Here is a 22682-nt window from a genome sequence, read left to right as displayed (position 1 = left end):
TGGCGGCGGTGACGGTCGGCGTAACGCCGGTGACCAGCTCGGCCACCTGGCGCACGTCGCGCTGGCTGTCCTGGCTGAGGCCGGCCTGGCTGGCCACCAGCTTGATGAACACCTGGGCATTGCCCAGCTGCTTCTCGATCATGGCGCTCTTGCTCTGCAGGGAGGTTTCCGTCTCGGCGGCCTGCAGGCCCTTGAGCATCTCTTCGCGCTTGTTGTTGAACTCGGCGACCTGCTCCGGCTCGGAGGTGACGGGGGCGAGGTTCTCCAGCGCGCCCGTGAGGTCCTTTTCCAGCTTGCCGATGCGTGTGTCGAGGTCACCGGCCTGGCCGGACTGGCCGATCAGCGAGTTGATCAGCACCAGGTCGTTGAGGTTTTCCAGGTTGCGGCGGATGCCCTGGCTGGTACCCAGCAGGTCGAGGCTTTCCAGCTCGGAGCGGGTACTGACGAACTGGTCGTAGGACTCGCGCACCAGGTAGAAGTTGGTGACCAGCATGGGCAGGAAGAACAACACGCTGATCAGACTGAATTTCATGCCAAAGCTGAGGCGATTCATCAGCGCGATGGCCGGATACAACACGGTCTTCACAAGACGTCTCCTGTTTCCTAATTATTCTTATGGGTCGCCTCGGGGCGGCCAAGGATCGCATCTGGCAGTGCGGCCGTCCCAGATCGTCCGACCTGTGGCTGACAGATAAGGACTACCAATGCCGGACAATAATCGTGACGCATTTCACGAAAAAGCCGGCGAGGTTCAAGAACTGTGTACCTGATATCGGCGGAAGTTTCTGTAACTTAAGGTTAAGAAAGCCCCGTTAGCAGGAGCGGAAAAGGTAGCGGCGGGCCGGCGGCATTGCACCGCCGGCCATCCGTCAGAACAGCAGGGTCCAGACCGCGAAGCCCGCATACCAGAGCACGGCGGCGCGCACCAGCAGATGCCAGAGCGCGTCCAGGCTGGCCACACCTGCTTCGCCGGCCGTGTCGTCCGGCAACTCACCGGCAGCACGCCCGGCGATGACCACGAAACGCTCGGCGGCGATGTCCCAGTTCAACAGCTCGTGCAGCAGCACACGGCTGACCGCGACGAAATTACCCACCAGCGAGAAGCTCGCCGCCAGTACCCGCACCGGCAGCCAGTCGAAGGCGTGGCGCATCTGCGCGGCCCGCTCACGCAGGGCCGGCTCTTCGGCGTGGTCGGCGGCCAGCGCCAGGAGGCGATAGGCCAGGGCCGCGACCGGGCCGAGCAGGAAGTACCAGAAGATCACCGCGAAGAAGCTTTGATAGGCCTGCCACACGAGGTGACCCTGGACCCGCAGCAGCAGGTCGTTGCCCTCCTCCACTTCCAGGCCGAGGTCACGCTCGGCGACGTGGTAGGCGCCCTGTATGTCGCCCCGGCGCCAGGCATCGCGGAAGGAACCGAGGTCCGCCTGCACATCGCCACGCCCCAGGGCGTAGATCACCACCAACAGGTGCAACGGCAGGGCCAGCCAGCCATAGGCCAGGGGTTGCAGCGCCATCAGCACCAGGGCCAGGAGCACCAGCGGCAGCACCACCAGCAGGCCGAGCACCGCCCAGGGGCGGCCGGCCAGGCGCGGGTTGGCGGAGAGACGGGCCAGTTGGCGGAGCCAGGGCCCGTCCTGCTGGATGCGCTGGCGCAGGCTGGAGAACTTCTCCACCCACAGCACCAGCAGGAGAACCAGGAAACTCATGGGTGTACCTCCTTGTCGAGCAGGCTGGCGCGGAATCGCGCCCAATCGAATGCAGGGCCGGGATCGGTCTTGCGCCCGGGAGCGATGTCGCTGTGTCCCTGGATGCGCGCCGGGGTGATGCCGGGGTAGGCGCGCAGCAGGCCGCGAGCGAGCTGGCCGAGCACGGCGTACTGGGCATCGGAATAGGCCTGGTCATCGGTGCCTTCCAGTTCGATGCCGAGGGAGAAGTCATTGCAGTTCTCACGGCCGTCGAAGAAGGACTTGCCGGCGTGCCAGGCGCGCTCCAGGCAGGAGACGAACTGGGTGACAGCACCGTCGCGCTCGATGAGGAAATGCGCCGAGACCTGCATGGCGGCGATATCGGCGAAGTAGGGATGCTCCTCGGCATCCAGGCGGTTCTGGAAGAACTGCTGGACCTTGCCGGTGCCGAATTGCCCGGGCGGCAGGCTGATGTTGTGGATCACCAGCAGGGAGATTTCCCCCTCCGGGCGGGCGTTGAAATTCGGCGAGGGGCAGTGGTGGGCGCCTTGGCACCAACCTGTCGCGGGGTCCGGCTGCATGAAGGGCTCCTTGGTTGGCGGACACTCTAGAGCAGGCCGCGCCCAGGGCCAAGGCCCGGAAACGACGACGCCCGGCAAGCCGGGCGTCGTGGAGGGAGCGATGACTCAGGCGCCCTTGAGGCGGCGCAGGTTGCCGATGACCGATTCCAGCGCGCGGTCGAACAGCAAGGCGTCGTCCAGCAGGCGGATGGCTTGGCGGCGGAACTCCACGGCCAGGCCCATGCGGGTCTTCTCCAGCACCTTCATGCCGGTGCGGTTGACGAAAATGTACTTGCCGGTGGGCTTGATGATCGCCGCCAGCTTGCAACGCACCTTGTGCTCTTCGTCTTCCTGGAACTCGACCCAGCTGCCGACGCGCAGGTTGTCGACGTGGCCCAGCGCCTCGTCGTCATCCGGCAGGGCGGCATCAGGCTCGGGCGCACGGGTCTCGCCGGGGGCGAGCAGGACGATTTCCTCGACCACTTCGACCATCGTCGGCGCTTCGGCGGGCATGCCCACTTCCAGGTCGGCGGGCAGGTCGAGCAGAGGCATTACGACTTCCGCGGTCAGGCTCTCGCCCTCGCCTTCGGTAGCCGCCGGCACGCTGACCGGCTCCGGCTCGACGCGCTTGAAGCGCTGGAAGGCCTGCACATGCAGGGTTTCCAGCTGGCTGAAGAATTCACTGGTAGAGAAGGGATCGAAGGCGGCGCTGGTGAGCCCCTCGCGCAGGGCCTTGAGCAGCCCCGGTACCAGCTCCAGCAGACGCATACGCGCCTCGGGCGCCTCGTGGGACTCCACGCTCCAGATCAGGTCGTCCATGGTCGACAGGGTGGCCTGCCATTCCTCGGAGTCGACACCGTGCTTGAGGCAGGTCAGCAGCATGACCTTGCTCCAGGCTTCCTGCAGCAGGCGCACCACCACTTCGGGCAGGGTGCGGCCCAGCAGGCGCTCGTTCAGGGCCTGCTCGACCTGCTGGCGGGCCAGTTCGGCCTTGGCACGGCCTTCCTCGGCGTCGCGGGTGCGCTGTTCCAGCAGGTCGCTGCGACGGCGCTCGTCACCGGTGTAGGCAAGGAAGTCGGACAGCAGGTCGGAGAAGATGGTCGGGTCGTCGACGAAATCGTTCAGCAGGCGCAGCACGACCTGCTCGATGCGCTGGTAGAGGGCATCGCGCTGGACATCGTCCTGCTCGTTCCAGCCCATGGCCGCCGAGGCGATTTCGTTGAGCAGGCGACGCGCCGGGTGGCTGCCGCGGCTGAAGAAGGTCTTGTCCAGCACCGCGACCTTGAGCATCGGGATCTGCAGGCGGCCGATCAGGGCCTTGAGCGAATCCGGCAGGGAGCGGTCGTCGAGGATGAACTCGAAGAGCATCGACACCAGGTTGATGACGTCGTCATCTACCTGGCCCACGACACGGGACTTGCCGCTCTTGGCGCTGGCGCGGGTGAGCAGGTTGTCGAGCTGGAAGCGCAGGTCGACATCGCCGGCGTTCTGCACGGGCAGGTGCTGCTGCAGGTGCGAGAGCAGGCGCATCAGGTCGTTGCTGGTGATGGGCACCGCATCGGCGGGCATCTCGCGGCGCTGGCCGCCCATGCCCATTCCCACACCGCCGCCGGAGCCTCGGACCTGGGAGAGCAATTCCTGCAGTGCACCGAAGACTTCCTGCACGCCCTCATCGGCGTAGGCGCCTTCGCCCATCGCCTCACCGCCTGCGGCAGCCTGTGCAGAGCGGGCGGCACCTGGGGTACGCCCCTGGGGACGACGGACCGGTGGCGCGGACTTGAGTTCGGGAAGCACACCGGCGGTGATCAGCGCCAGGTTGGATTCGGCATAGAGCTGGTCGAGGTCGCTGAGGACGTATTTCTCGAACAGCTTGAAGATGATCAGCTTGACCTTGATCTCTACGCCCAAACTACGGCAGGCGTCGAGGAAGGCTTCGCACAGGGCGCGCGGGCCGAGCGGATTGCTCTTGTCCTCGATCTTCTTGGTGACCAGGGTGTTGAGGCGGGTGGTCAGGTGGCCGAGGGCGACGCCGTCACGGCTCATCACCTTGGCGACCATGGCGTCGAGGGCGACGGACTCTTCCAGCTCGTCGTTCTGCACCAGGCTCAGGCTTTCGAAGGACACCGCATCCAGCACCGGCGCCTTGCCGATCTCGTACTGGTTGAGGTTGGCGAAGGTCTCGAACACTTTCTGCAGGAAGCCGCGCTCGATGCTCTTGCGCTTGAGGCGCAAGTCGCGCATCGCCTCGAAGAAGGCGTTCTGCTCGGCGTTGCTGGTCGCACGGTCGGCCATCTGGAAGAGGGTGTCGTCCGCGTTATCGAACAGCGCCTGCAGCGCTTGCTTCAGCTGTTGTGCAGCCTTGTCGCGCACCTGAATAAGTGCCACGGGCAGCCTTCCTACCGGCGAAGTTGGCGATTGCTCGGAGGCGCCCTTGTTCAGGGGCACCACGTTCGCGTCGGTCTGCATAGTGAATCTCCCGCAACCAGCGTCCGATCTAGTGGGCTTCGCTGGCTGCACAGCTATAAACGGGGAGTTATCCCTAACGTCAAGCTTCTGGCGTCAAATAGAAAAAGTCAGAATCATTATAGGGATACTCTCGTCGCAACCAAGGGGAGATTTCCTCCAGACATGAAATACGTCACAGATGTCCCAACCCTTTGTGGGACGACCTCTGACAGACCGTCCCATCCCCTGAATATCTAGCAGAAAGCCCAAGACAGTTGCCACCAGCGCTGTACCAGCGGTCGCCTGCCTCTATAATCGCGCCATTCTGCAGCGGAGCCTCCCATGCCCAATTTGAAACTCGCCGACCTGAGCGCGGAGATCGAAGCCAACGTCCGCCGGGCACTGACCGAAGACATCGGCAGCGGCGACATCACCGCCCAACTCATCCCCGAAGAGCGCCTCGCGCACGCCACCATCATCACCCGCGAGGCCGCCGTGATTGCTGGGACAGCGTGGGTCGACGCGGTGTTCCGTCAGCTCGATCCACGGGTGGCCGTGCACTGGCAGGTGGCCGATGGCGACAAGGTGCAGCCGAACCAGCCGCTGTTCCACCTCGAAGGCCCCGCCCGCGCCCTGCTCAGCGGCGAGCGCAGCGCGCTGAACTTCCTCCAGTGCCTCTCCGGCGTCGCCACCCGCGTGGCCCACTACGTGGAGCTGGTACAAGGCACCCAGGTGAAACTGCTCGACACCCGCAAGACCCTGCCCGGCCTGCGCCTGGCACAGAAATACGCCGTCACCTGCGGCGGCGGCCACAACCACCGCATCGGTCTGTACGACGCCTTCCTCATCAAGGAAAACCACATCGCGGCCTGTGGCGGCATCGCCGAAGCCATCGCCGCCGCCCACCGCATCGCCCCCGGCAAGCCGGTGGAGATCGAAGTGGAAAGCCTCGACGAACTGAACCAGGCCCTGGCCGCCGGCGCCGACATCATCATGCTCGACGAACTCAGCCTCGACGACATGCGCACTGCCGTCACCCTCACCGCCGGCCGCGCCAAGCTCGAAGCCTCCGGCGGCATCAACGACACCACCCTGCGCACCATCGCCGAGACCGGCGTCGACTACATCTCCATCGGCACCCTGACCAAGGATGTCAGGGCGGTGGACCTGTCGATGCGCCTGAGCATCTGACCCTTTCCCTTATATAGCGCCCAACAAAAAGCCCCGCAGAAGCGGGGCTTTTCGTCTGAGCTGGTGCCGGAGACAGGAATCGAACCTGCGACCTTCGCGTTACGAGTGCGCTGCTCTACCTACTGAGCTACACCGGCGGCGGGGCGGAAATTAGCACCCCCCCTCTCGGAAGGCAATCACTGCTCCACTGCCTTGGATAGAGCCGAGAAATCAACATCAGGGAACGCTCGCTCAGCCTCTTCAAGCTGTGACGAAACATTCTCCACTGACTCATCACCATAATAAATTCGCATCTCCTCAAGCGTCTTGAAGCTACCTGCAGAGTCCCCCGTTGCAAATTGCAAAATCGCAAGACGCGCTAGAACGGGGTCATATGGGAGGTGGCGCCGGAACTTCTCAAGCATTTCCAAATCCCGCTGAGCCGTTTTGGGCGAAACCTCAAAATTGGCGACATAAATCAGATACCCATAAGGCTCCATCAAAGGATCCCTGATGAGCGAATCGACAAAGACATACTGACTTATGTCAGTAGGCGCCCGAACAAGATACTGCTTCAACGACCAGTAGAATCGCTCAATAAGCGGCACATACACGATAGTTACCGCACAAAAAATGAATGCCAGAATAGCGGAGAAGACCTTCCCCAACCTCAAGCTTACTTGCAGCTGCCCTCCCCCCAAAGCACTCAGCACAAGCAAATTAAGGACGAAGAAATGCATGATCCAGTAGGGAAACTCAAAGAGACTATATACACTGAAAATCAATAATATTGAAGCTGGAAGCACCCGCCGTACATCCGCAGCAGCATGCCACCAACCTTTCGCGCCCAAAATAAAGAAAAGCAAGAGCCAAAGCCCGCCAAACACACCCAACTCCGCAAGAAATTGCAGCAATATATTATGGGAATGTATAAAAAAACCGGCCGGAGACGGGACACCTAACTCGATATGTTTCGCAAAAGCTGCCTCTCCATAATTACCAATGCCCACTCCCCAAAAGGGATTATCGCAGAACACCTGCCAGGCGATGGCCCACTCCCTGAGGCGCCCAGAACTGTCCCCCCCCTTGCCACCAAATGCTGCCAGCCTCTCATCAACGACAACATTGGCCGCCCCCCCACCCAAAAACTGACTCAGCAAGCCACCAAAAGGCTGCAATAGAACTAATGCAGCCAATCCCACTAAAACCACAAGCATGAACCGGCCGGCATTGAGCCGTTTGAACTGTAACGACAAAAGCAGAGCCAGTACAAACCAGGCAACAACTACCGAGCGAGTCCATGTCAAGACAATACAAACTACAAAAATCGTGACGGAAGATATAACTCCCAACGCCCCTAACTTGCCACGCTGAAACAACCAAGCAGCCGACAAGACACCAATAAGACATACGAAAGCAAAGTAATTGCTATGCCCAATAAGCCCCATCATTCGCTCTGACCGGTACATGGGAATGAAAACCGCAACATCCTGCCAAAGTAGGTCAAAGTGACGCAGCAGCCCAACCACCGCACACACCAGCGCCGAATAAAGCAACATCGTTGCCAAGACGTCGGAAACACCATGATCTTCCCAGTCCACCTGCTCACTGATCAGTAGCGCCAAGGCCCCAACGAACCAAAAGAAGATATAGAACAACTTGAAAGCAACGAATGAGGCACTGTGTGTCAGGGCTGAAGCAATAAAAAGCCCACCCAAAAGAAGCCAAAGGCCAGACCATACGGAAAACTTCAGACCCACTCTTTGCCACATCAGCCATGCCGAGCAGGCGAACACCCCCAAGGTGACCAATAGCTCCTCAATATAATTTGGGAAGGGGTAGAGGTGCAGAGGTATACAGAAAGACAGGCCTACGACGATCACAGCTAACGCAAAGATTGGGCGAGCGCTTGAGTTCAGGTGCATTCTTAGGGACTCATTGACATTTTTTGTCAGTGCAGCAGTTGAACCAGCATGCCAGCACCTGCAAAAAGTGGAGGCCTGGCAATCTGGCAAGGGAATTGCTTAGAAGAATGTCAGCTGCGAGTGCAGCCGTAAACACCACATTTGGAGATCCACGAATGAAAGCACAGAAAGGCTTCACCCTGATCGAACTGATGATCGTCGTCGCGATCATCGGCATCCTGGCCGCAATCGCCATCCCCGCGTACCAGAACTACATCGGCCGCTCCGAAGCAGCCACCGGCCTGGCAGCCATCGCTCCGTTGAAAACTGCCGTGGAAGACTACTACGCCCAAGGTCGCAACGAAGGCTCGATCTCCGTCACCACCCTCGGCAGCGCTGCAACCGCTAGCCCGCTGGGCGAGATTACCACTACCAACTTCGTCAACGGCGCAGGCAACCTGGTCTTCACCTTCGGCGCAGCCGGCACTTCCTCCGGCCCCAAAACCAGCACCAAGAACATCACCCTGGCCCGCAACACCAGCGGCACCTGGACCTGCACCACTACCCTGGACCCCGACTTCAAGCCTCGCAACTGCCAGTGATAGCTTGAGCTCCAGTTGGAAGGCGCCTTATGGCGCCTTCTTCCTTTGTGTACCCTCTTCAGCTTCACTTCGTTTTAGAATTTCGGCTATAACCCCTAAAATCGCCACAGATAGCTAGCGCCCACATGAATGACAGCATAAATCTTTCCGGCTTGGCCAAGCAGATGGTCCTCGCAGAGCTGATGGACGAAAAAAGTGCTCAGCAGGCGCAACTGCAAGCCCAGCGCAACAAGCTTTCTCTGGTTACGTACCTAGTACAGAACAAGCTGGTAAAAAGCAGGGCGCTTGCGGAGCTGTCCGCCGAGCAATTTGGGGTCGCTTTCTTCGATTTGGGCGCGATCGATAAGGAAGGTCAGCCAAAAGAGCTGATCAGCGAGAAGCTGATCCGCCAGCATCGCGTGATACCGCTGTGGCGTAGAGGCAACAAGCTGTTCGTCGGGGTTTCCGATCCCACCAACCACCAAGCAGTCACCGACATCCAGTTCAGTACCGGCCTTACTACAGAGGCAATTCTGGTTGAGGATGACAAACTGGGCGATGCCATCGAGAAATTCTTCGATAACGCCAGCTCCGGCATGGAGGACCTCGGTGACGTCGATCTGGACGGCGTTGATATAGAAGCGGTCGATGACGACAAGCAAGACAGCGGTACAGGCGAGAGCGCCGATGACGCCCCGGTCGTACGCTTCGTCAATAAAATGCTGCTGGACGCCATCAAGGGCGGCTCTTCCGACTTGCACTTCGAGCCCTACGAGCGTTCGTACCGGGTCAGGCTACGTACCGATGGTATCCTCCACGAAGTAGCGCGCCCACCGATCCAACTGGCCAGCCGCATTTCCGCACGCTTGAAGGTCATGGCAGCCCTGGATATTTCCGAACGTCGCAAGCCTCAGGACGGCCGGATCAAGATGAAGATATCCAAGACCAAGGCCATCGACTTTCGCGTCAACACGCTGCCCACACTCTGGGGCGAAAAGATCGTGATGCGGATCCTTGACCCATCCAGCGCCCAGATGGGTATCGATGCCCTTGGTTATGAGGAAGTGCAAAAAGAGCTCTATCTGAACGCCTTGAAACAGCCCCAGGGCATGATTCTGGTGACTGGCCCTACGGGTTCGGGCAAGACAGTTTCGCTCTACACCGGCCTCAATATTCTTAATACCGTCGATATCAACATCTCCACAGCCGAAGATCCTGTGGAAATCAACCTGGAAGGCATCAACCAGGTCAACGTCAACCCACGTCAAGGCATGGACTTCGCCCAGGCCCTTCGTGCCTTCTTGCGTCAGGACCCGGACGTGATCATGGTTGGCGAAATTCGAGACCTTGAAACGGCTGAAATCGCCATCAAGGCAGCCCAGACCGGGCACATGGTGATGTCCACCTTGCACACCAACAGCGCTGCGGAAACCTTGACCCGTCTTCGCAATATGGGTGTTCCAGCGTTCAACATCGCAACCTCAGTCAACCTGATCATTGCCCAGCGCCTCGCCCGAAAGCTCTGCAACACCTGCAAAAAGGAAGTCGAGGTTCCCCGCGATACGCTCATCAAAGAAGGCTTTCCCGAAGACAAGATCGGGACCTTCAAGATATTCGGTCCTGTCGGCTGTGATAATTGCAAAGGCGGTTACAAAGGCAGGGTCGGTATTTATGAAGTGGTTAAAAACACGCCGTCCCTGCAGCGGATTATCATGGAGGAAGGCAACTCCATCGATATCGCCGCGCAGATGCGTAAAGATGGCTTCAACGATCTGCGCAACTCGGGGCTACTGAAAGCCATGCAAGGCGTTACCAGCCTCGAGGAAGTCAACCGCGTGACCAAGGACTAATCCATGGCGGAAAAAGCACTAAAAGCGAGTGTCTTCAAATGGGAAGGCACCGACAAGAAAGGTACCAAGGTCACTGGTGAAATCAGCGGCACAAACCCGGCGCTGGTGAAGGCACAGCTCCGCAAGCAGGGTATCAACCCGCTCAAGGTACGCAAAAAGGCGGCATCCCTTTTCAGCGCCGGCAAGAAAGTCAAGCCGCTGGATATCGCCTTGTTCACCCGGCAGATGGCTACGATGATGAAGGCCGGCGTTCCGCTATTGCAAAGCTTCGACATCATCGGTGAAGGTTTCGAAAACCCCAACATGCGCAAGCTGGTGGATGAAGTGAAACAGGAAGTGGCAGCAGGCAACAGTTTCGCCAACTCTCTGCGCAAGAAACCCATGTATTTCGATGACCTGTACTGCAATCTGGTCGATTCCGGTGAGCAGTCCGGTGCGTTGGAAACGCTTTTGGACCGAGTCGCGACCTATAAAGAGAAGACCGAACAGCTAAAAGCCAAGATCAAGAAGGCCATGACCTACCCGATCGCAGTTTTACTCGTTGCGGTCATCGTGTCAGCCATCTTGCTGATCAAGGTCGTGCCGCAGTTCCGGGACGTTTTCAAAGGTTTTGGCGCAGAGCTGCCTGCATTTACCCAAATGGTCGTGAACCTTTCCGAAGCGCTTCAAACTTGGGGGTTCCTCATACTAATCGCCGCATTCGGAATCATTTTTGGTATCGGCCAATTCTACAAGCGCTCACAGAAATTCCGAGACACTGTAGATAGAGGTGTACTAAAAATGCCCATCGTCGGTGATATTGTTTACAAGTCGTCTGTAGCTCGTTATGCCCGTACACTGTCAACTACATTCGCAGCTGGTGTTCCGCTGGTGGATGCATTGGACTCCGTTTCCGGCGCCACCGGCAACGTCGTGTTCAAGAACGCAGTCGGCAGGATCAAACAGGACGTATCCACCGGCATGCAGTTGAACTTCTCCATGCGCAGTACTGGTGTGTTCCCCTCAATGGCCATTCAAATGACAGCCATTGGCGAAGAGTCCGGCGCGCTCGATACCATGCTCGACAAGGTCGCCTCGTTCTATGAAGAAGAAGTCGATAACGCCGTCGATAACCTGACCACGCTGATGGAGCCTCTGATCATGGCGGTCCTCGGTGTTCTGGTCGGCGGCCTGATCATCGCGATGTACCTGCCTATCTTCCAGCTCGGTTCGGTAGTGGGATAAGTGACCGTCATCGACTTCCTGGCCGGCAATTTGCCGGCCTTTGTTTTCTGCATCTTCCTACTAGGCCTTCTCGTCGGCAGCTTCCTCAACGTCGTCATCTACCGCTTGCCGGTGATGATGTTCCGTGACTGGAAGGCGCAGGCTCGGGAGGCGTTGGAGCTTCCGGCGGAGCCCAAGGTCGATACCTTCAACCTGATCCTGCCGAACTCGCGCTGCCCCCATTGCAGCCACGAGATCCAGGCCTGGGAGAACATCCCCGTGGTCAGCTGGCTGGCCTTGGGTGGCAAGTGCTCGTCGTGCAAGGCACCGATCAAGAAGCGCTACCCGCTGGTGGAACTGGCGTGCGGCCTGTTGTCGGCTTATGTCGCCTGGCATTTCGGCTTCACCTGGCAGGCCGGGGCGTTCCTGGTGCTGACCTGGGGCCTGCTGGCGATGAGCATGATCGACGTCGACCACCAGTTGCTGCCGGATTCCCTGGTACTGCCGCTGCTGTGGCTTGGCCTGATCCTCAACAACCAGGGCATGTTCGCCACGCCCAGCGATGCGCTCTGGGGCGCGGTGGGCGGCTATCTCAGCCTCTGGTCGGTGTATTGGGTGTTCAAGCTGGTGACCGGCAAGGAAGGCATGGGCTACGGCGACTTCAAGCTGCTGGCGATGCTCGGTGCCTGGGGTGGCTGGCAGGTGTTGCCGCTGACCATCCTGCTGTCGTCCCTGGTGGGCGCGGTGCTGGGGATCATCATCCTCAAGCTGCGTGATGCCGACAGCGGCACGCCCATCCCCTTCGGCCCCTACCTGGCGATTGCCGGCTGGATTGCATTGCTCTGGGGTGATCAAATAACCGGGACCTATCTCCACTTCGCCGGTTTCTGATGAACAAACCCTGGATCCTTGGCCTTACGGGCGGCATCGGCAGCGGCAAGAGCGCTGCCGCCACCCACTTCGGCAACCTCGGCGTGCACCTGGTGGACGCCGATCACGCGGCGCGCTGGGTGGTCGAGCCCGGCCGCCCTGCCCTCGCGCAGATCACCGAGCACTTCGGCCGCGATGTATTGCAGGCCGACGGCCAACTCGATCGTGCCACCTTGCGCCAACGCATCTTCGAGCACCCGGAAGAGCGCCGCTGGCTGGAAAACCTGCTGCACCCGCTGATAGGCGAGGAAATCGTCCGCGACCTGGCCAGCGCCCAGTCGCCCTACGCCATCCTCGTCTCGCCGCTGCTGATCGAGTCCGGTCAGCACCGCATGACCCAGCGCGTACTGGTGGTCGACGCACCGGAAGCGGTGCAGATCCAGCGCACCATGGCCCGGGACAAGGTGTCCGAAGAGCAGGTCGGCGCCATCCTCAAGGCCCAGGCCAGCCGTGAAAAGCGCCTGGAAGCGGCGGATGACGTGCTGGTCAATGACCGTGACCTCGAATGGCTGCAGCGCGAAGTCGAGCGTCTGCACGCTTTCTACCTGACCCTGCGCGGAGGCCAAGCATGAGCCAGCCCATGACCGTCGAATGCCCCACCTGTGGCGCCCCCGTCGAATGGGGCCCGCAAAGCCCCAGCCGGCCCTTCTGCAGCGAGCGCTGCAAGCTGATCGACCTGGGGGCCTGGGCCTCCGAGGAACATGCGATCCCCGGCGACGTCCAGGAAGACGAACTCTTCACCAGCGACCTGCCTGAACGGGGCCACTGAGCCTCAGGGGCGCATGAAGGCGTAATCGCGGTCGTCATCGAGGTTGTCGGCCAGGAAGCACAGCTCCTGGGCCAGATCATCGATGGGCCGCACCGCCTTGCTGCGCTCCACCACCTCGCTGAGCAGCGCCCGCAACGCCAGCGCCTCGCTCATCCCCGCACCCCTGGCCACGGCCAGCTCCCGATCCAGCATCTCGCGCGCCCATTTGTGCATGGTCATCTCCCGCTCTTCGTCTGTGAAGGCGCCATGATCAGCGCGCGGAGGGCTGTGGATAATTGACCGGGATCAAGCCGCCAGGCGTCATGCCCGCGGTGAATTCCCGGCCATCACTTCGGCTCGTCGTCCTTCCAGGGCGCCTGCAGGTAGCGCGAGCGGTTGAAGGTCTCCAGCCAGTCCGGGTAGAACACCACCAGCGCCGTCACCGCGGTGCCGTTGATAAAGGCCTCGGGGAACATCACCAGCCAGAGGTAGCCGACGAAATCCTCCAGCCAGGGCGGCATCGGGAAGATGCCGTCCAGCCAGAGCACGCCCAGCCCCACCAGCGTGCACAGCAGCGCCGTCAGTGCGGCGGGGAAGAAGCCGCAGCAGAAGATGTAGACGAAGAGGTTGCGCGGTTGATAGCGCTCCACCCAGAGGGCGCAGCACTCGGTCACCAGCACCGGCAGCAGCACCAGCAGCGCGCCGTTGAGCCCCAGCGCGCCGAAGTCCTGGCGCCCCAGCGCCAGCAGACCAAGCTGCGCCACCAGGCCGCCGAGCACCGCCAGCGGCCAATCCAGCAGCAACGTCACCGCCGTCATGCCGATGAAGTGGTAGGAGACGCCCGAATCGAAATCTCGCCGCACCAGCCACAGCAGGAACAGCGCCAGCACGGTGCCGAACAGCAGGTGCTGGCGCCGCGTATCGCTGAACAGCTCCACCCAGGGCGCCCGCCAGATCGCCCAAGCGATGGCCGGCAGGTAGATCGCCCAGCCCAGGCCCAGGCTGGTGGTGGAGAGCAACTGGGACGCGATCACTCTGCGGAGGACTCGAGAACGGCGCGCAGCGCCGCAGCATCGGTGAAGGTCAGGGTTTCACGCACTACGCCACCTTCCAGGCGCAACAGCAGCACGCTGCCCGCCTCGGCCGGATAACGGGGCGCCACGCGGGACTCACGGTCCAGCATCACCCGGTAGTTGTAATCCCGCATCGCCGGCACCGCGAAGAGCTTGGCGATCACCGCCGGCATGCGGCTCACATCGGCGAGGAACACGGCCTTGCGCGCCTCCAGGTAGCCCTTGGGTTGCCCCTCCAACGCCGCCTTGACCAGCTTCGCGCCGTCCATGTCGCGGGCCACCAGCAACAGCCGCAGCCCGTCATCGAGGGTGTAAGGCTGGTCGTACTGGTCCAGCAACGTCCAGGGCGCGAGCCGTGAACCCTCCTCCTGCGCCTGGGCAAACCCCATCCACGCCATCAGCACCACCACGAAAACCGCTTTCATTCACTCGCTCCCCTTGTGGAAAAAACCTGGATGTCCCCACGCTCGCCCCAGCCTTCCTGCGCTCGCCAGAAGGCCAGCGCCTGGGGTGCATCACGCAGGACGAAGACATGGGATTTGCCGATGCCCTGCTCCGCCAGCCGCGCCAGCACCTCATCGAGCATCCGCCGGGCCAGCCCGCGCCCGCGAAAGGCCTCGTCGACCACCAGGTGCTGCAGGTAGCCGCGTCGGCCGTCGTGTCCGGCCATCAGGCAGGCGACCACCTCGCCCCCGGCTTCGACCAGCAGGCTCAGCCCGGGGTTTCGTGCGAGATAGGCGCAGAAGGGTGCGTACTCGTCCTCCGGGCGCAGGCGGATGCCCGGCGTCCGGCTCCAGAGGGCCAGCAATCGGGAGTGGTCGGCAGGTGTGGCGGGGCGCAATTGCATGGGAAGGTTCCAAGGCAAGGTCCGGAGTTTATACCAAGGCCCGCCACAGGGCGCCGTGCCCGTATGCCGCGTCGGGCTACCACAGCGAGGCGCGGCGAGGCTAAGCTCCGCTCATGGACGAATCCGACTACCTGCGCCTGCTCACCCGTCAGGCGGAACAGGCCAACGACTTCCTCTCCAACGCACGCAAATGGGAGCGCGAGCGCTGGGTCTGCCAGCGCCTGCTGCAGGCTCTTAACGTGCCCCATCGGCTGGAAGACTTCAGCACCGGCGGCGAGCCCCCGGATGTGCAGTTCCGCGATGCCGCCTTCGAGGTGTTCTTCGTCCTCGACGAGGGCCGGCGGCTCAATGATGAATGGCGCGCCGAGCTGGAACGCCGCCGCAGCGCCTTCTCCCTCGCTCAACTGGTGCGCCGCGAGGCCCGGCCCAAGCGCATCGCCACCGCCGAGCTGCAGGCCCGCCTCGCGCCGACGCTGCGCAAGAAGGCCCACAACTACACCGAGCGTGGCCTCGAGCTGAACGAGCTGGACCTGGTGGCCTTCGTCAACCTCAAGCGCTCGGTGCCCGATTTCAACAGCCCCTTCCCGCCGCCCACCGAATTCCTCCGCCAGGGCTGGCGCTCGCTGTCCATCGTCGGCTCCACCTACGCCCGCGTGCTCTTCGCCCACCCGGATGCCCCGGAATTTTTACGCGCCAACCTGGGTCGAACGGTGATCTTCGACGCCGGCATCGGACTGTGACGCGACAGTCGAATTATTCGCGCCGTCGATTGAGCCTTCTCGAAACACACAGCTAGAATGAGCCCATTCCCCCGTCGAGGCTTACCATGAGCAGCCGCCTGACACCCGAAGACCAGCAGAAGGTCGACCAGTACCTGAATCTCCCCAGCACCAGGTGGAACGCGAGCCGTTCAAGCCCTGGCGCCTGCTGATGATTCTGCTGGTGATGGTTGTCGGGCTCGGCATCCTCAGCCGCCTCCTCGCGCGCCTCGTGCTATGAGCAGCCTCCCCCGCTCGCCCGGCGCCAACCATAAGAATTCTTATAGCCTTGTGAGATGTTCCCATGACCCATCGTATCGTTATCGTCGGCGGCGGCGCCGGCGGGCTGGAGCTCGCCACCCGTCTGGGTAGAACCCTGGGCAAGAAAGGCCAGGCCAAGGTCATCCTGGCCGACGCCAACCTGACGCACATCTGGAAACCCCTGCTGCACGAAGTGGCCGCCGGCTCCTTGAACTCCACGGAGAACGAGCTGAACTACGTCGCCCAGGGCAAATGGAACCACTTCGAGTTCCAGCTCGGCCGCATGAGCGGTCTGGACCGCACGCGCAAGGCCATCCAGCTCGCCGCCACTCTCGACGAGGACGGCCGTGAACTGGTGCCCGCCCGTGAAGTGCCCTACGACAGCCTGGTGATCGCCGTCGGCAGTACCACCAACGACTTCGGCACCGAAGGCGCGTCCCGCCACTGCATCTTCCTCGACACCCGCGAGCAGGCCGAACGCTTCCACCGCCAGCTGCTCAGCCACTACCTGCGCGCCCACGCCCGGGAAGGCAACAGCGACCAGATCAGCGTCGCCATCGTCGGCGCCGGTGCTACCGGTGTGGAACTGGCCGCCGAGCTGCACCACGCCGCCCACGAACTGGCCGCCTACGGCCTGGACAGCATCCAGCCGGAGAACATGCGCATCACCTTGATCGAAGCCGGCCCGCGCGTCCTGCCGGCGCTGCCCGAGCACATCAGCGCGCCGGTGCACAAGACCCTGGAACAGCTCGGCGTCACCGTGATGACCGGCGCCGCGGTCAGCGAGGTCACCGCCGAAGGCCTGCGCACCGCCCAAGGCGAGGTGATCCCCGCCAGCCTCAAGGTCTGGGCCGCCGGCATCCGCGCGCCCGCCTTCCTCAAGGACCTGGACGGCCTCGAAAGCAACCGCATCAACCAGCTGGTGGTCAAACCCACCCTGCAGACCACCCGTGACGACGCCATCTTCGCCTTCGGCGACTGTGCCGCCTGCCCCCTGGGCGACGGCAGCGACCGCAGCGTGCCTCCGCGCGCCCAGGCCGCCCACCAGCAGGCCTCGCTGCTGGTGAAGTCGCTGAAGCTGCGCATCGCCGGCCAGCAGGAGCTGCCCGAGTACCGCTACAAGGACTACGGTTCGCTGATCTCCCTCTCCAGCTTCAGCGCCGTCGGCAACCTCATGGGCAACCTGATGGGCAGCGTCAAGCTCGAAGGCTGGCTGGCGCGGATGTTCTACATCTCGCTCTACCGCATGCACCAGATGGCGCTCTACGGTGGCTTCCGCACCCTGCTGCTGATGCTCAGCGACCGCATCGGCCGCAGCACCGACCCGCGCCTGAAGCTCCACTGATCCACCCGGCCGGCATCCCCGCGATGCCGGCCTTCCCTCGCCTCTCCCCGCCGCTCCAAGCCCCTTTCCGCCCCACCGTCCGTCGCCCTTTCCCGCCCAGCAGATTCGACCGCAAGAAACGGAGTGCGGGACGGTCTCTTCACGCCGATATTGAGCCCCGCAACGCGTCTGGCCAGGGCGTTTGCGCCATCGGATAGGCGCCACCCGGGCCACTCGCGCACCAGGACCACTACGCAGTAAGGGCTGGAGGAACGCAGCACACCGGGCACGGCCCGGAACCCAGGGTCGATGACAGACAGGAGAGACTCATACATGGAACTACGTCATCTTCGCTATTTCCTCGCCGTGGCCGAGGAGTTGAACTTCACCCGCGCCGCGGCGCGCCTGCACATCGAGCAATCGCCCCTGTCGCGGGCCATCAAGGAGCTGGAGTCGGACCTCAACACCCTGCTCTTCGAACGCAACCCGCGGGGCGTTCAACTGACCTGGGCCGGCACCGTCTTTCTAGAGAACACCAAACGCATCTTCGCCGCCCTGGAGCAGGCACGGATGGACATGCGCGGCGTCGCCATGGGCTTTCGCGGCACGCTGCGGGTCGCGGTTTCCGACGGCATCGCCCCGCAAAAACTCGCCGACCTGCTGGCGCGCTGCCGCCAGGAGGAACCGGAAATGGAAATACGCCTGTTCGAGGTGAGCCACGCCCAACAGGTGAAGGGCATGCTCGACCACAGCTACGACGTCGGCTTCGCGCGAACCGACAACGCCGTCGATGGCCTGTGCGTACGGCCGATCTGGAGCGACCCTCTGGTCGCCGCCCTGCCCGCCCGCCACCCGCTGCTGTCGCACCGCAAGATCCCGCTCAAGGAGCTGGCGCGCCACCCGCTGATCCTCAGCCACCCCGAAGTCCACGAAGGCCAGCACCAGCAGATCAGCCGCATGCTCAAGGCCAACCTCAGCGAAGCCGAGGAGGCCTCGCTGAACATCGTCGAGCAATACATCTCCCGCGAAACCATGCAGGCACTGGTCTCGGCCGGCTACGGGGTCGCCCTGATCTGTGGCACCGAGCAGAGCTACCTGCCCGGCAGCGAGATCGTCACCCGCGCGCTGTCGGTGCCCGACTCGGTGCTCACCACCTACCTGTTGCGCCCGGACAGCGAACCCTCGCCACACCTGGCGCGCTTCCTCGAGCGCATTGAGCAGGTGTGCAACCAGCAGGAAGAACCGGAAACCTGCCTGTTCTCCGAACTCCACCCCCTCGCCCCCGTCTCGCGGCTGGCGCGGGTGGGCCTGTCCTTCAGCGCCGGGGACTTCTCCACGCCATGACCGCGCTCGCCACCCTCGAACACCCCATGCCCGATGCCGCGCTGGAGCGCATCGAGCGCCTCGACTGGCAGGCCCTCGAAACCGAGCTGGAGGCCCATGGCTGTGCGCTGATCCCGCGCCTGCTGGACGACGCCGCCTGCGCCCAGCTCGCTTCGATCTACAGCCGCGACGAAGGCTTCCGCTCGCGCATCGTCATGGAGCGCCAGGGCTTTGGCCGGGGTGAGTACAAGTACTTCGCCTACCCGCTGCCCACCCTGCTCGGGCGCCTGCGCCACCGCCTCTACCCGCCGCTGGCGGCCATCGCCAACCGCTGGAACCAGCGCCTGGGCATCGACACCCGCTACCCCGCGCGGCTCGACACCTTTCTCGCCCGTTGCCACCGCGCCGGGCAGCGCCGCCCCACGCCCCTGCTGCTGCAGTACGGGCCAGGCTGCTACAACCGCCTGCACCAGGACCTGTACGGCGAGCACGTGTTCCCGTTGCAGTTGGCGATCCTGCTGTCGGCGCCGGATGCGGACTTCAGCGGCGGCGAATTCGTCCTCACCGAGAACATCGCCGGCCAGCAACGGGCGGAAGTGGTGCCCCTGGGCAAGGGCGACGCGGTGCTGTTCCCGGTGGACCTGCGCCCCGTGCCCGGCAAACGCGGTGGCTTCCGCCGCGCCGCCATGCGCCACGGCGTCAGCCTCGTCACAAGCGGCCAGCGCCGCACCCTGGGGCTGATCTTCCACGACGCCAGCTAAGGGGGCCACGACGATGAACACACCCTTCACGCACAGCCCCCACAGGGTGGGCTGACCATGCCACTTCACCCCAGGGAGAGCGGCACGCTGCCGTCGTTCGAAGCCGGCACGCTGGCGGTTGGAACGACGACCGGTGACCCGGCCGCGCGCCTGCGGGTGATCAGTGCCTTCCAGGCACTGGTGGATGCCAGGCAGGCCCGCTGGCACACGGACGATTCGGGCCGGACCGAGCTGCACCTGGACAGCGGGGAAGTCTTCCTGCTGCGCCCCCACAGCGTCACTCGACTGCGATAAGGAGATTGCCATGACATTGATGATGAGCCGCCTGAGCTCGCCCCTGCGCGAGCTGCTGCTGGTGACCGATGAACAACGCCGCATCTGCGCCCTCGGCTTCGCCGACTACAAGCGCCAGCTCACCCGCTCGCTGAAGGACCGCCCCAGCCCCCGGGACCTACCGGAAATCCCCGCCCCCAAGGAGATATCCACAGCCCTGCGCCGCTACTTCGAAGGCGACGGTGATGCCCTCGACGACCTCGTCATCGAGCCCACCGGCACGCCCTTCCAGCTTCAGGTCTGGGCGGCCTTGCGGCGCATTCCGGCCGGCACCACTCGCAGCTATGGCCAGTTGGCCCGCGAGCTGGGCCTGGAAGACCCGCGCGCCGCCATCGACGTCGGCGCCGCCAATGCCGCCAACCCCATTGCCCTGGTCATACCCTGCCACCGGGTGATCGCCGCCAATGGCGAACTGCGCGGCTACGCCTGGGGCCTGGAGCGCAAGCGCTGGCTGCTGGAGCACGAGAAAGCCCTGCGCCCTCTCGCCGCCGAGCCGCAGACCGCCGCGCTGTTCTGACCGAACGCGCAGCGCTGGACGCTGGAGAGGCTCATCATCTATACCCTCCAGCGCCCCCTCCGCCCGCATCGGAACGCCTCGGCGGAGCCACGGTGGATTCGAACGCAAGAACCGGAGTTCTTGCGTTTGAATTCGGTTTTAACCTGCAATAGTCAACGGTACTTCTGGATAGCCACCATGAGCAGGAACCCGCACGAAACCGCTCTCTACCTCACGGACGATCAACGCTGGGCAGCCGTCATCGCCCGCGACAGCGCCGCCGACGACCAGTTCGTCTACGCGGTGAAGACCACCGGCGTCTACTGCCGCCCCAGCTCCTCGACCCGTCTGCCCAACCGCAAGAACGTCGAGTTCTTCGATAACCCGGCCGCCGCCGAAGCCGCCGGCTATCGCGCCAGTCGCAGCCTGGCCGGCGACCGCACCAGCACCGCAGCCCGGCGCACCTCGTTGATCGCAGAGGCCTGCCGTGCCATCGAGGCCGCCGACACGCCGCTGAACCTCAACCAGCTGGCGCAGCGCTCGGGCATGAGCCCCTCGCACTTCCACCGGGTGTTCAAGACCGAAACCGGGCTGACCCCCAAGGCCTATGTCTCGGCCTACCGCGCGCGCCGCCTGCGCCAGGAGCTCAGCGATGTCGGCACCTCGGTGACCGACGCCATCTACGGCGCCGGCTTCAACTCCAACAGCCGCTTCTACGAAACCTCGGACCAACTGCTCGGCATGCGCGCCAGTGAATACCGCGATGGCGGTGCCGGCGCCTCCATCCACTTCGCCGTGGCCCAGTGCTCACTGGGGGCCATCCTCGTCGCCCAGAGCCAGCGCGGGGTCTGCGCCATCCTCCTGGGCGACGACCCGGACGAACTGGTGCGTGACCTGCAGGACCAGTTCCCCAAGGCCCAGCTGGTGGGGGGCGATGCCGACTTCGAGCGCCTGGTGGCCCAGGTGGTCGGTTTCATCGAGGCGCCCTCCCTGGGCCTCAACCTGCCCCTGGACGTGCGCGGCACGGCCTTCCAAGAGCGGGTGTGGAAAGCCCTGCGGGACATCCCGCCAGGCACCACCGTCAGCTACACCGACATCGCCGAGCGCATCGGCGCGCCCAAGGCGGTGCGGGCGGTGGCCCAGGCCTGCGGTGCCAACCACATCGCGGTGGCCATCCCCTGCCACCGCGTGGTGCGGCGCAATGGTGATCTCTCCGGCTACCGCTGGGGCATCGACCGCAAACGCGAACTGCTGTTGCGCGAAGCCAAGCCGGCCAAGACCGCCACTGCCAGCGCAGCCCCCCGCAGCAAGCAGGCCGTGGCCCAGCCATGACGCTGGACTGGCCGGCGCTCACCCGCAGCCTGGAAGACGACGGCTACGCCCTGCTGCCCGGCCTGCTGGATGCAGGCACGGTGCAGCACTGGCGCAGGCTGGCGGAAGCCCCAGGCGCTGGCCTCGCGCCCCCGGAGCCCGGCCGTGGCGAGTGGATCGCCACGGCCGGCACGTCGTTCGCGGACGCATACCCTCCCGAGCTCGCCGGCCTGGCCAATCGCTGGAACGAAGCCCTGGGTGAAGCGCACCGCTACCCACTCCAGGGCATCACAGTCGACGCACAGCTGTGCCGGCTGGAAGCCGGCGACTACCTGAACCTGCACCAGGGCGACGGCACAACCCTGCCACTGCGTATCGCCATCCTGCTGTCCTGCCCCGGGCAGGACTTCAGCGGTGGCGAATTCGTCGTTACCGAGCAGCGCCCGCGCATGCAGTCGCGAGCCACCGTGCTGCCCCTGCGCCAGGGCGACGCGGTGCTCTTCAGCACGGGCCGCCGCCCGGTGCGAAACAGCCTCGGCCAGCTCTACGGTGCCGGGCTCAAGCACGGCACCAGCCGGGTGCGCAGCGGCCAGCGCCTGAGCCTGGAGCTGGACTTCCCCGCCAGGCACTGAGCCATGCCGGACAGAACCTGGACCCTGATCGGCGCCGACGGCCGCCCCTTTGCCAGCAACCGCCCCGGCACCCTCGGCGGCCACCGCCGCAACAAGCTCTACGGCCGCCTTGACTGCCGCAGCGCCCTGCAGGCCCTGGCCCGGGGTGGCTACCGGGCACAGCGGGTGTTCTTTCTCGACGAAGCCACGGCGCTCAGCGCGGGATATCGGCCTTGCGCGGTGTGCATGCCGGAGCGGTACAGGATGTGGAAGGCGGGGGAGCTGGGTGTCCAGGATGACGCCTGATCGCGATGAATTCGCGCCTACGGGCGGACGACGCTACGCGCCGCTGGGCGACTGAAGTGGCTCTGTCTGCGTTAGCTGTTGTGGTTTTAATGCAGGCGCTCAAGCACGGTGCTTTCCGGGCACCGAAGTATTTCTGCCACCTCCACCGCATGGGTTTCGCTTCGCTCTACACCATCCTACGAAAGCCCATGCGCACCACGTG

Annotated in this window: 24 protein-coding genes, 1 tRNA gene and 1 pseudogene; 17 read left to right on the top strand and 9 right to left on the bottom strand. The window is 63.4% G+C overall.

The features are described 5' to 3' along the window. Positions 1-869: 869 nt before the first annotated feature. From ampE to PSm6_RS15770, 3 genes are all read right to left on the bottom strand, one after another. Entirely contained in the window at positions 870-1706 is an 837-nt protein-coding gene (ampE, locus tag PSm6_RS15780) for a regulatory signaling modulator protein AmpE (RefSeq protein WP_021221843.1), read from the bottom strand. Continuing rightward, on the bottom strand, positions 1703-2266 hold the full coding sequence (gene ampD / locus PSm6_RS15775) for a 1,6-anhydro-N-acetylmuramyl-L-alanine amidase AmpD (protein ID WP_021221842.1): 564 nt from the start codon (positions 2264-2266) through the stop codon (positions 1703-1705). Before ampD ends, ampE begins: the two co-directional genes overlap by 4 nt. Before the next feature lie 105 nt (positions 2267-2371). After that, complete coding sequence (locus tag PSm6_RS15770) at positions 2372-4711, bottom strand: DUF1631 domain-containing protein (RefSeq protein WP_265167714.1); 2340 nt, start codon at positions 4709-4711, stop codon at positions 2372-2374. Positions 4712-5032: 321 nt separating this feature from the next. On the opposite strand from PSm6_RS15770, the gene nadC reads away from it, so the two are divergent. Then, positions 5033-5881 (top strand): carboxylating nicotinate-nucleotide diphosphorylase, encoded by an 849-nt coding sequence (gene nadC, locus PSm6_RS15765; RefSeq protein ID WP_265167713.1) that lies wholly within the window; start codon positions 5033-5035, stop codon positions 5879-5881. 61 nt (positions 5882-5942) lie between these two features. Here the strand turns inward: nadC and PSm6_RS15760 are convergent. Together PSm6_RS15760 and PSm6_RS15755 are read right to left on the bottom strand one after the other, a co-directional pair. Next, positions 5943-6018 (bottom strand) — tRNA-Thr (locus PSm6_RS15760). Positions 6019-6057: 39 nt separating this feature from the next. Beyond that, a complete protein-coding gene (locus PSm6_RS15755; RefSeq protein WP_265167712.1) occupies positions 6058-7785 on the bottom strand; it encodes a Wzy polymerase domain-containing protein in 1728 nt (575 codons plus the stop codon). Positions 7786-7940: 155 nt separating this feature from the next. On the opposite strand from PSm6_RS15755, the gene PSm6_RS15750 reads away from it, so the two are divergent. From PSm6_RS15750 to yacG, 6 genes are all read left to right on the top strand, one after another. After that, positions 7941-8366, top strand: coding sequence for a pilin (locus tag PSm6_RS15750; protein ID WP_265167711.1), 426 nt, complete (start codon positions 7941-7943; stop codon positions 8364-8366). A gap of 125 nt (positions 8367-8491) precedes the next feature. Further along, a complete protein-coding gene (gene pilB, locus PSm6_RS15745; protein WP_265167710.1) occupies positions 8492-10195 on the top strand; it encodes a type IV-A pilus assembly ATPase PilB in 1704 nt (567 codons plus the stop codon). A gap of 3 nt (positions 10196-10198) precedes the next feature. Beyond that, complete coding sequence (locus PSm6_RS15740; protein WP_265167709.1) at positions 10199-11419, top strand: type II secretion system F family protein; 1221 nt, start codon at positions 10199-10201, stop codon at positions 11417-11419. Continuing rightward, positions 11420-12289, top strand: a complete 870-nt coding sequence (locus tag PSm6_RS15735) for a prepilin peptidase (RefSeq protein ID WP_265167708.1) — start codon at positions 11420-11422, stop codon at positions 12287-12289. After that, a complete protein-coding gene (gene coaE, locus PSm6_RS15730) occupies positions 12289-12900 on the top strand; it encodes a dephospho-CoA kinase (RefSeq protein ID WP_265167707.1) in 612 nt (203 codons plus the stop codon). Before PSm6_RS15735 ends, coaE begins: the two co-directional genes overlap by 1 nt. Then, positions 12897-13097 carry a DNA gyrase inhibitor YacG gene (gene yacG, locus PSm6_RS15725; protein WP_265167706.1) on the top strand — a complete coding sequence of 67 codons (201 nt, stop codon included), beginning with the start codon at positions 12897-12899 and terminating at the stop codon, positions 13095-13097. Before coaE ends, yacG begins: the two co-directional genes overlap by 4 nt. A 3-nt stretch (positions 13098-13100) precedes the next feature. Here yacG and PSm6_RS15720 read toward each other — a convergent pair whose 3' ends face one another. The 4 genes from PSm6_RS15720 to PSm6_RS15705 all read right to left on the bottom strand — a co-directional run bounded on the left by PSm6_RS15720 (position 13101) and on the right by PSm6_RS15705 (position 14996). Beyond that, a complete protein-coding gene (locus tag PSm6_RS15720) occupies positions 13101-13316 on the bottom strand; it encodes a hypothetical protein (RefSeq protein ID WP_265167705.1) in 216 nt (71 codons plus the stop codon). A 107-nt stretch (positions 13317-13423) separates the two neighbouring features. Continuing rightward, complete coding sequence (locus PSm6_RS15715) at positions 13424-14110, bottom strand: energy-coupling factor ABC transporter permease (protein ID WP_265167704.1); 687 nt, start codon at positions 14108-14110, stop codon at positions 13424-13426. Continuing rightward, positions 14107-14574, bottom strand: coding sequence for an FAD/FMN-containing dehydrogenase (locus PSm6_RS15710; RefSeq protein WP_265167703.1), 468 nt, complete (start codon positions 14572-14574; stop codon positions 14107-14109). Before PSm6_RS15710 ends, PSm6_RS15715 begins: the two co-directional genes overlap by 4 nt. After that, positions 14571-14996: a GNAT family N-acetyltransferase gene (locus tag PSm6_RS15705; RefSeq protein ID WP_265167702.1), complete on the bottom strand. Its 426-nt coding sequence runs from the start codon at positions 14994-14996 to the stop codon at positions 14571-14573. The genes PSm6_RS15710 and PSm6_RS15705 overlap by 4 nt, the downstream gene beginning before the upstream one ends. Positions 14997-15109: 113 nt before the next feature. On the opposite strand from PSm6_RS15705, the gene PSm6_RS15700 reads away from it, so the two are divergent. From PSm6_RS15700 to PSm6_RS15650, 10 genes and pseudogenes are all read left to right on the top strand, one after another. After that, on the top strand, positions 15110-15736 hold the full coding sequence (locus PSm6_RS15700; RefSeq protein WP_021221827.1) for a DUF1780 domain-containing protein: 627 nt from the start codon (positions 15110-15112) through the stop codon (positions 15734-15736). An 86-nt stretch (positions 15737-15822) separates the two neighbouring features. Then, positions 15823-15995, top strand: a pseudogene (locus PSm6_RS15695) (DUF3094 family protein). Positions 15996-16058: 63 nt separating this feature from the next. Further along, a complete protein-coding gene (locus PSm6_RS15690; RefSeq protein WP_265167701.1) occupies positions 16059-17360 on the top strand; it encodes an NAD(P)/FAD-dependent oxidoreductase in 1302 nt (433 codons plus the stop codon). A gap of 312 nt (positions 17361-17672) precedes the next feature. Further along, entirely contained in the window at positions 17673-18683 is a 1011-nt protein-coding gene (locus PSm6_RS15680) for a LysR family transcriptional regulator (RefSeq protein WP_021221824.1), read from the top strand. A 26-nt stretch (positions 18684-18709) separates the two neighbouring features. Next, entirely contained in the window at positions 18710-19423 is a 714-nt protein-coding gene (locus tag PSm6_RS15675; protein ID WP_265170534.1) for a 2OG-Fe(II) oxygenase, read from the top strand. Positions 19424-19480: 57 nt separating this feature from the next. Beyond that, positions 19481-19717, top strand: coding sequence for a hypothetical protein (locus PSm6_RS15670; RefSeq protein WP_265167699.1), 237 nt, complete (start codon positions 19481-19483; stop codon positions 19715-19717). A gap of 10 nt (positions 19718-19727) precedes the next feature. Further along, positions 19728-20273, top strand: coding sequence for a methylated-DNA--[protein]-cysteine S-methyltransferase (locus tag PSm6_RS15665; protein ID WP_031288647.1), 546 nt, complete (start codon positions 19728-19730; stop codon positions 20271-20273). Between the two features lie 177 nt (positions 20274-20450). Next, positions 20451-21584, top strand: coding sequence for a bifunctional DNA-binding transcriptional regulator/O6-methylguanine-DNA methyltransferase Ada (gene ada / locus PSm6_RS15660; RefSeq protein WP_081711552.1), 1134 nt, complete (start codon positions 20451-20453; stop codon positions 21582-21584). After that, entirely contained in the window at positions 21581-22195 is a 615-nt protein-coding gene (locus tag PSm6_RS15655) for a 2OG-Fe(II) oxygenase (protein WP_043244216.1), read from the top strand. Before ada ends, PSm6_RS15655 begins: the two co-directional genes overlap by 4 nt. 3 nt (positions 22196-22198) lie before the next feature. Next, positions 22199-22480 (top strand): Ada metal-binding domain-containing protein, encoded by a 282-nt coding sequence (locus PSm6_RS15650; protein WP_265167698.1) that lies wholly within the window; start codon positions 22199-22201, stop codon positions 22478-22480. Positions 22481-22682 lie beyond the last annotated feature (202 nt).

Origin of the sequence: Pseudomonas solani, from assembly GCF_026072635.1 — a bacterium.
GTDB classification, from domain to species: domain Bacteria; phylum Pseudomonadota; class Gammaproteobacteria; order Pseudomonadales; family Pseudomonadaceae; genus Metapseudomonas; species Metapseudomonas solani.
Note: the sequence above shows the minus strand (reverse complement) of the source record. Positions and strands in the feature narration are given on the sequence as shown.

Bases quoted from the DNA above. Each gene is read 5' to 3' on its own strand.
- yacG (WP_265167706.1), top strand. From the start codon at position 12,897: ATGAGCCAGCCCATGACCGTCGAATGCCCCACCTGTGGCGCCCCCGTC.
- PSm6_RS15675 (WP_265170534.1), top strand. From the start codon at position 18,710: ATGCCCGATGCCGCGCTGGAGCGCATCGAGCGCCTCGACTGGCAGGCC.
- ampE (WP_021221843.1), bottom strand. From the start codon at position 1,706: ATGAGTTTCCTGGTTCTCCTGCTGGTGCTGTGGGTGGAGAAGTTCTCC.
- coaE (WP_265167707.1), top strand. From the start codon at position 12,289: ATGAACAAACCCTGGATCCTTGGCCTTACGGGCGGCATCGGCAGCGGC.
- PSm6_RS15670 (WP_265167699.1), top strand. From the start codon at position 19,481: ATGCCACTTCACCCCAGGGAGAGCGGCACGCTGCCGTCGTTCGAAGCC.
- ampD (WP_021221842.1), bottom strand. From the start codon at position 2,266: ATGCAGCCGGACCCCGCGACAGGTTGGTGCCAAGGCGCCCACCACTGC.
- pilB (WP_265167710.1), top strand. From the start codon at position 8,492: ATGAATGACAGCATAAATCTTTCCGGCTTGGCCAAGCAGATGGTCCTC.
- ada (WP_081711552.1), top strand. From the start codon at position 20,451: ATGAGCAGGAACCCGCACGAAACCGCTCTCTACCTCACGGACGATCAA.
- PSm6_RS15770 (WP_265167714.1), bottom strand. From the start codon at position 4,711: ATGCAGACCGACGCGAACGTGGTGCCCCTGAACAAGGGCGCCTCCGAG.
- PSm6_RS15650 (WP_265167698.1), top strand. From the start codon at position 22,199: ATGCCGGACAGAACCTGGACCCTGATCGGCGCCGACGGCCGCCCCTTT.
- PSm6_RS15750 (WP_265167711.1), top strand. From the start codon at position 7,941: ATGAAAGCACAGAAAGGCTTCACCCTGATCGAACTGATGATCGTCGTC.
- PSm6_RS15720 (WP_265167705.1), bottom strand. From the start codon at position 13,316: ATGACCATGCACAAATGGGCGCGCGAGATGCTGGATCGGGAGCTGGCC.
- PSm6_RS15740 (WP_265167709.1), top strand. From the start codon at position 10,199: ATGGCGGAAAAAGCACTAAAAGCGAGTGTCTTCAAATGGGAAGGCACC.
- PSm6_RS15680 (WP_021221824.1), top strand. From the start codon at position 17,673: ATGGAACTACGTCATCTTCGCTATTTCCTCGCCGTGGCCGAGGAGTTG.
- PSm6_RS15700 (WP_021221827.1), top strand. From the start codon at position 15,110: ATGGACGAATCCGACTACCTGCGCCTGCTCACCCGTCAGGCGGAACAG.
- PSm6_RS15755 (WP_265167712.1), bottom strand. From the start codon at position 7,785: ATGCACCTGAACTCAAGCGCTCGCCCAATCTTTGCGTTAGCTGTGATC.
- PSm6_RS15705 (WP_265167702.1), bottom strand. From the start codon at position 14,996: ATGCAATTGCGCCCCGCCACACCTGCCGACCACTCCCGATTGCTGGCC.
- nadC (WP_265167713.1), top strand. From the start codon at position 5,033: ATGCCCAATTTGAAACTCGCCGACCTGAGCGCGGAGATCGAAGCCAAC.
- PSm6_RS15655 (WP_043244216.1), top strand. From the start codon at position 21,581: ATGACGCTGGACTGGCCGGCGCTCACCCGCAGCCTGGAAGACGACGGC.
- PSm6_RS15665 (WP_031288647.1), top strand. From the start codon at position 19,728: ATGACATTGATGATGAGCCGCCTGAGCTCGCCCCTGCGCGAGCTGCTG.
- PSm6_RS15710 (WP_265167703.1), bottom strand. From the start codon at position 14,574: ATGAAAGCGGTTTTCGTGGTGGTGCTGATGGCGTGGATGGGGTTTGCC.
- PSm6_RS15690 (WP_265167701.1), top strand. From the start codon at position 16,059: ATGACCCATCGTATCGTTATCGTCGGCGGCGGCGCCGGCGGGCTGGAG.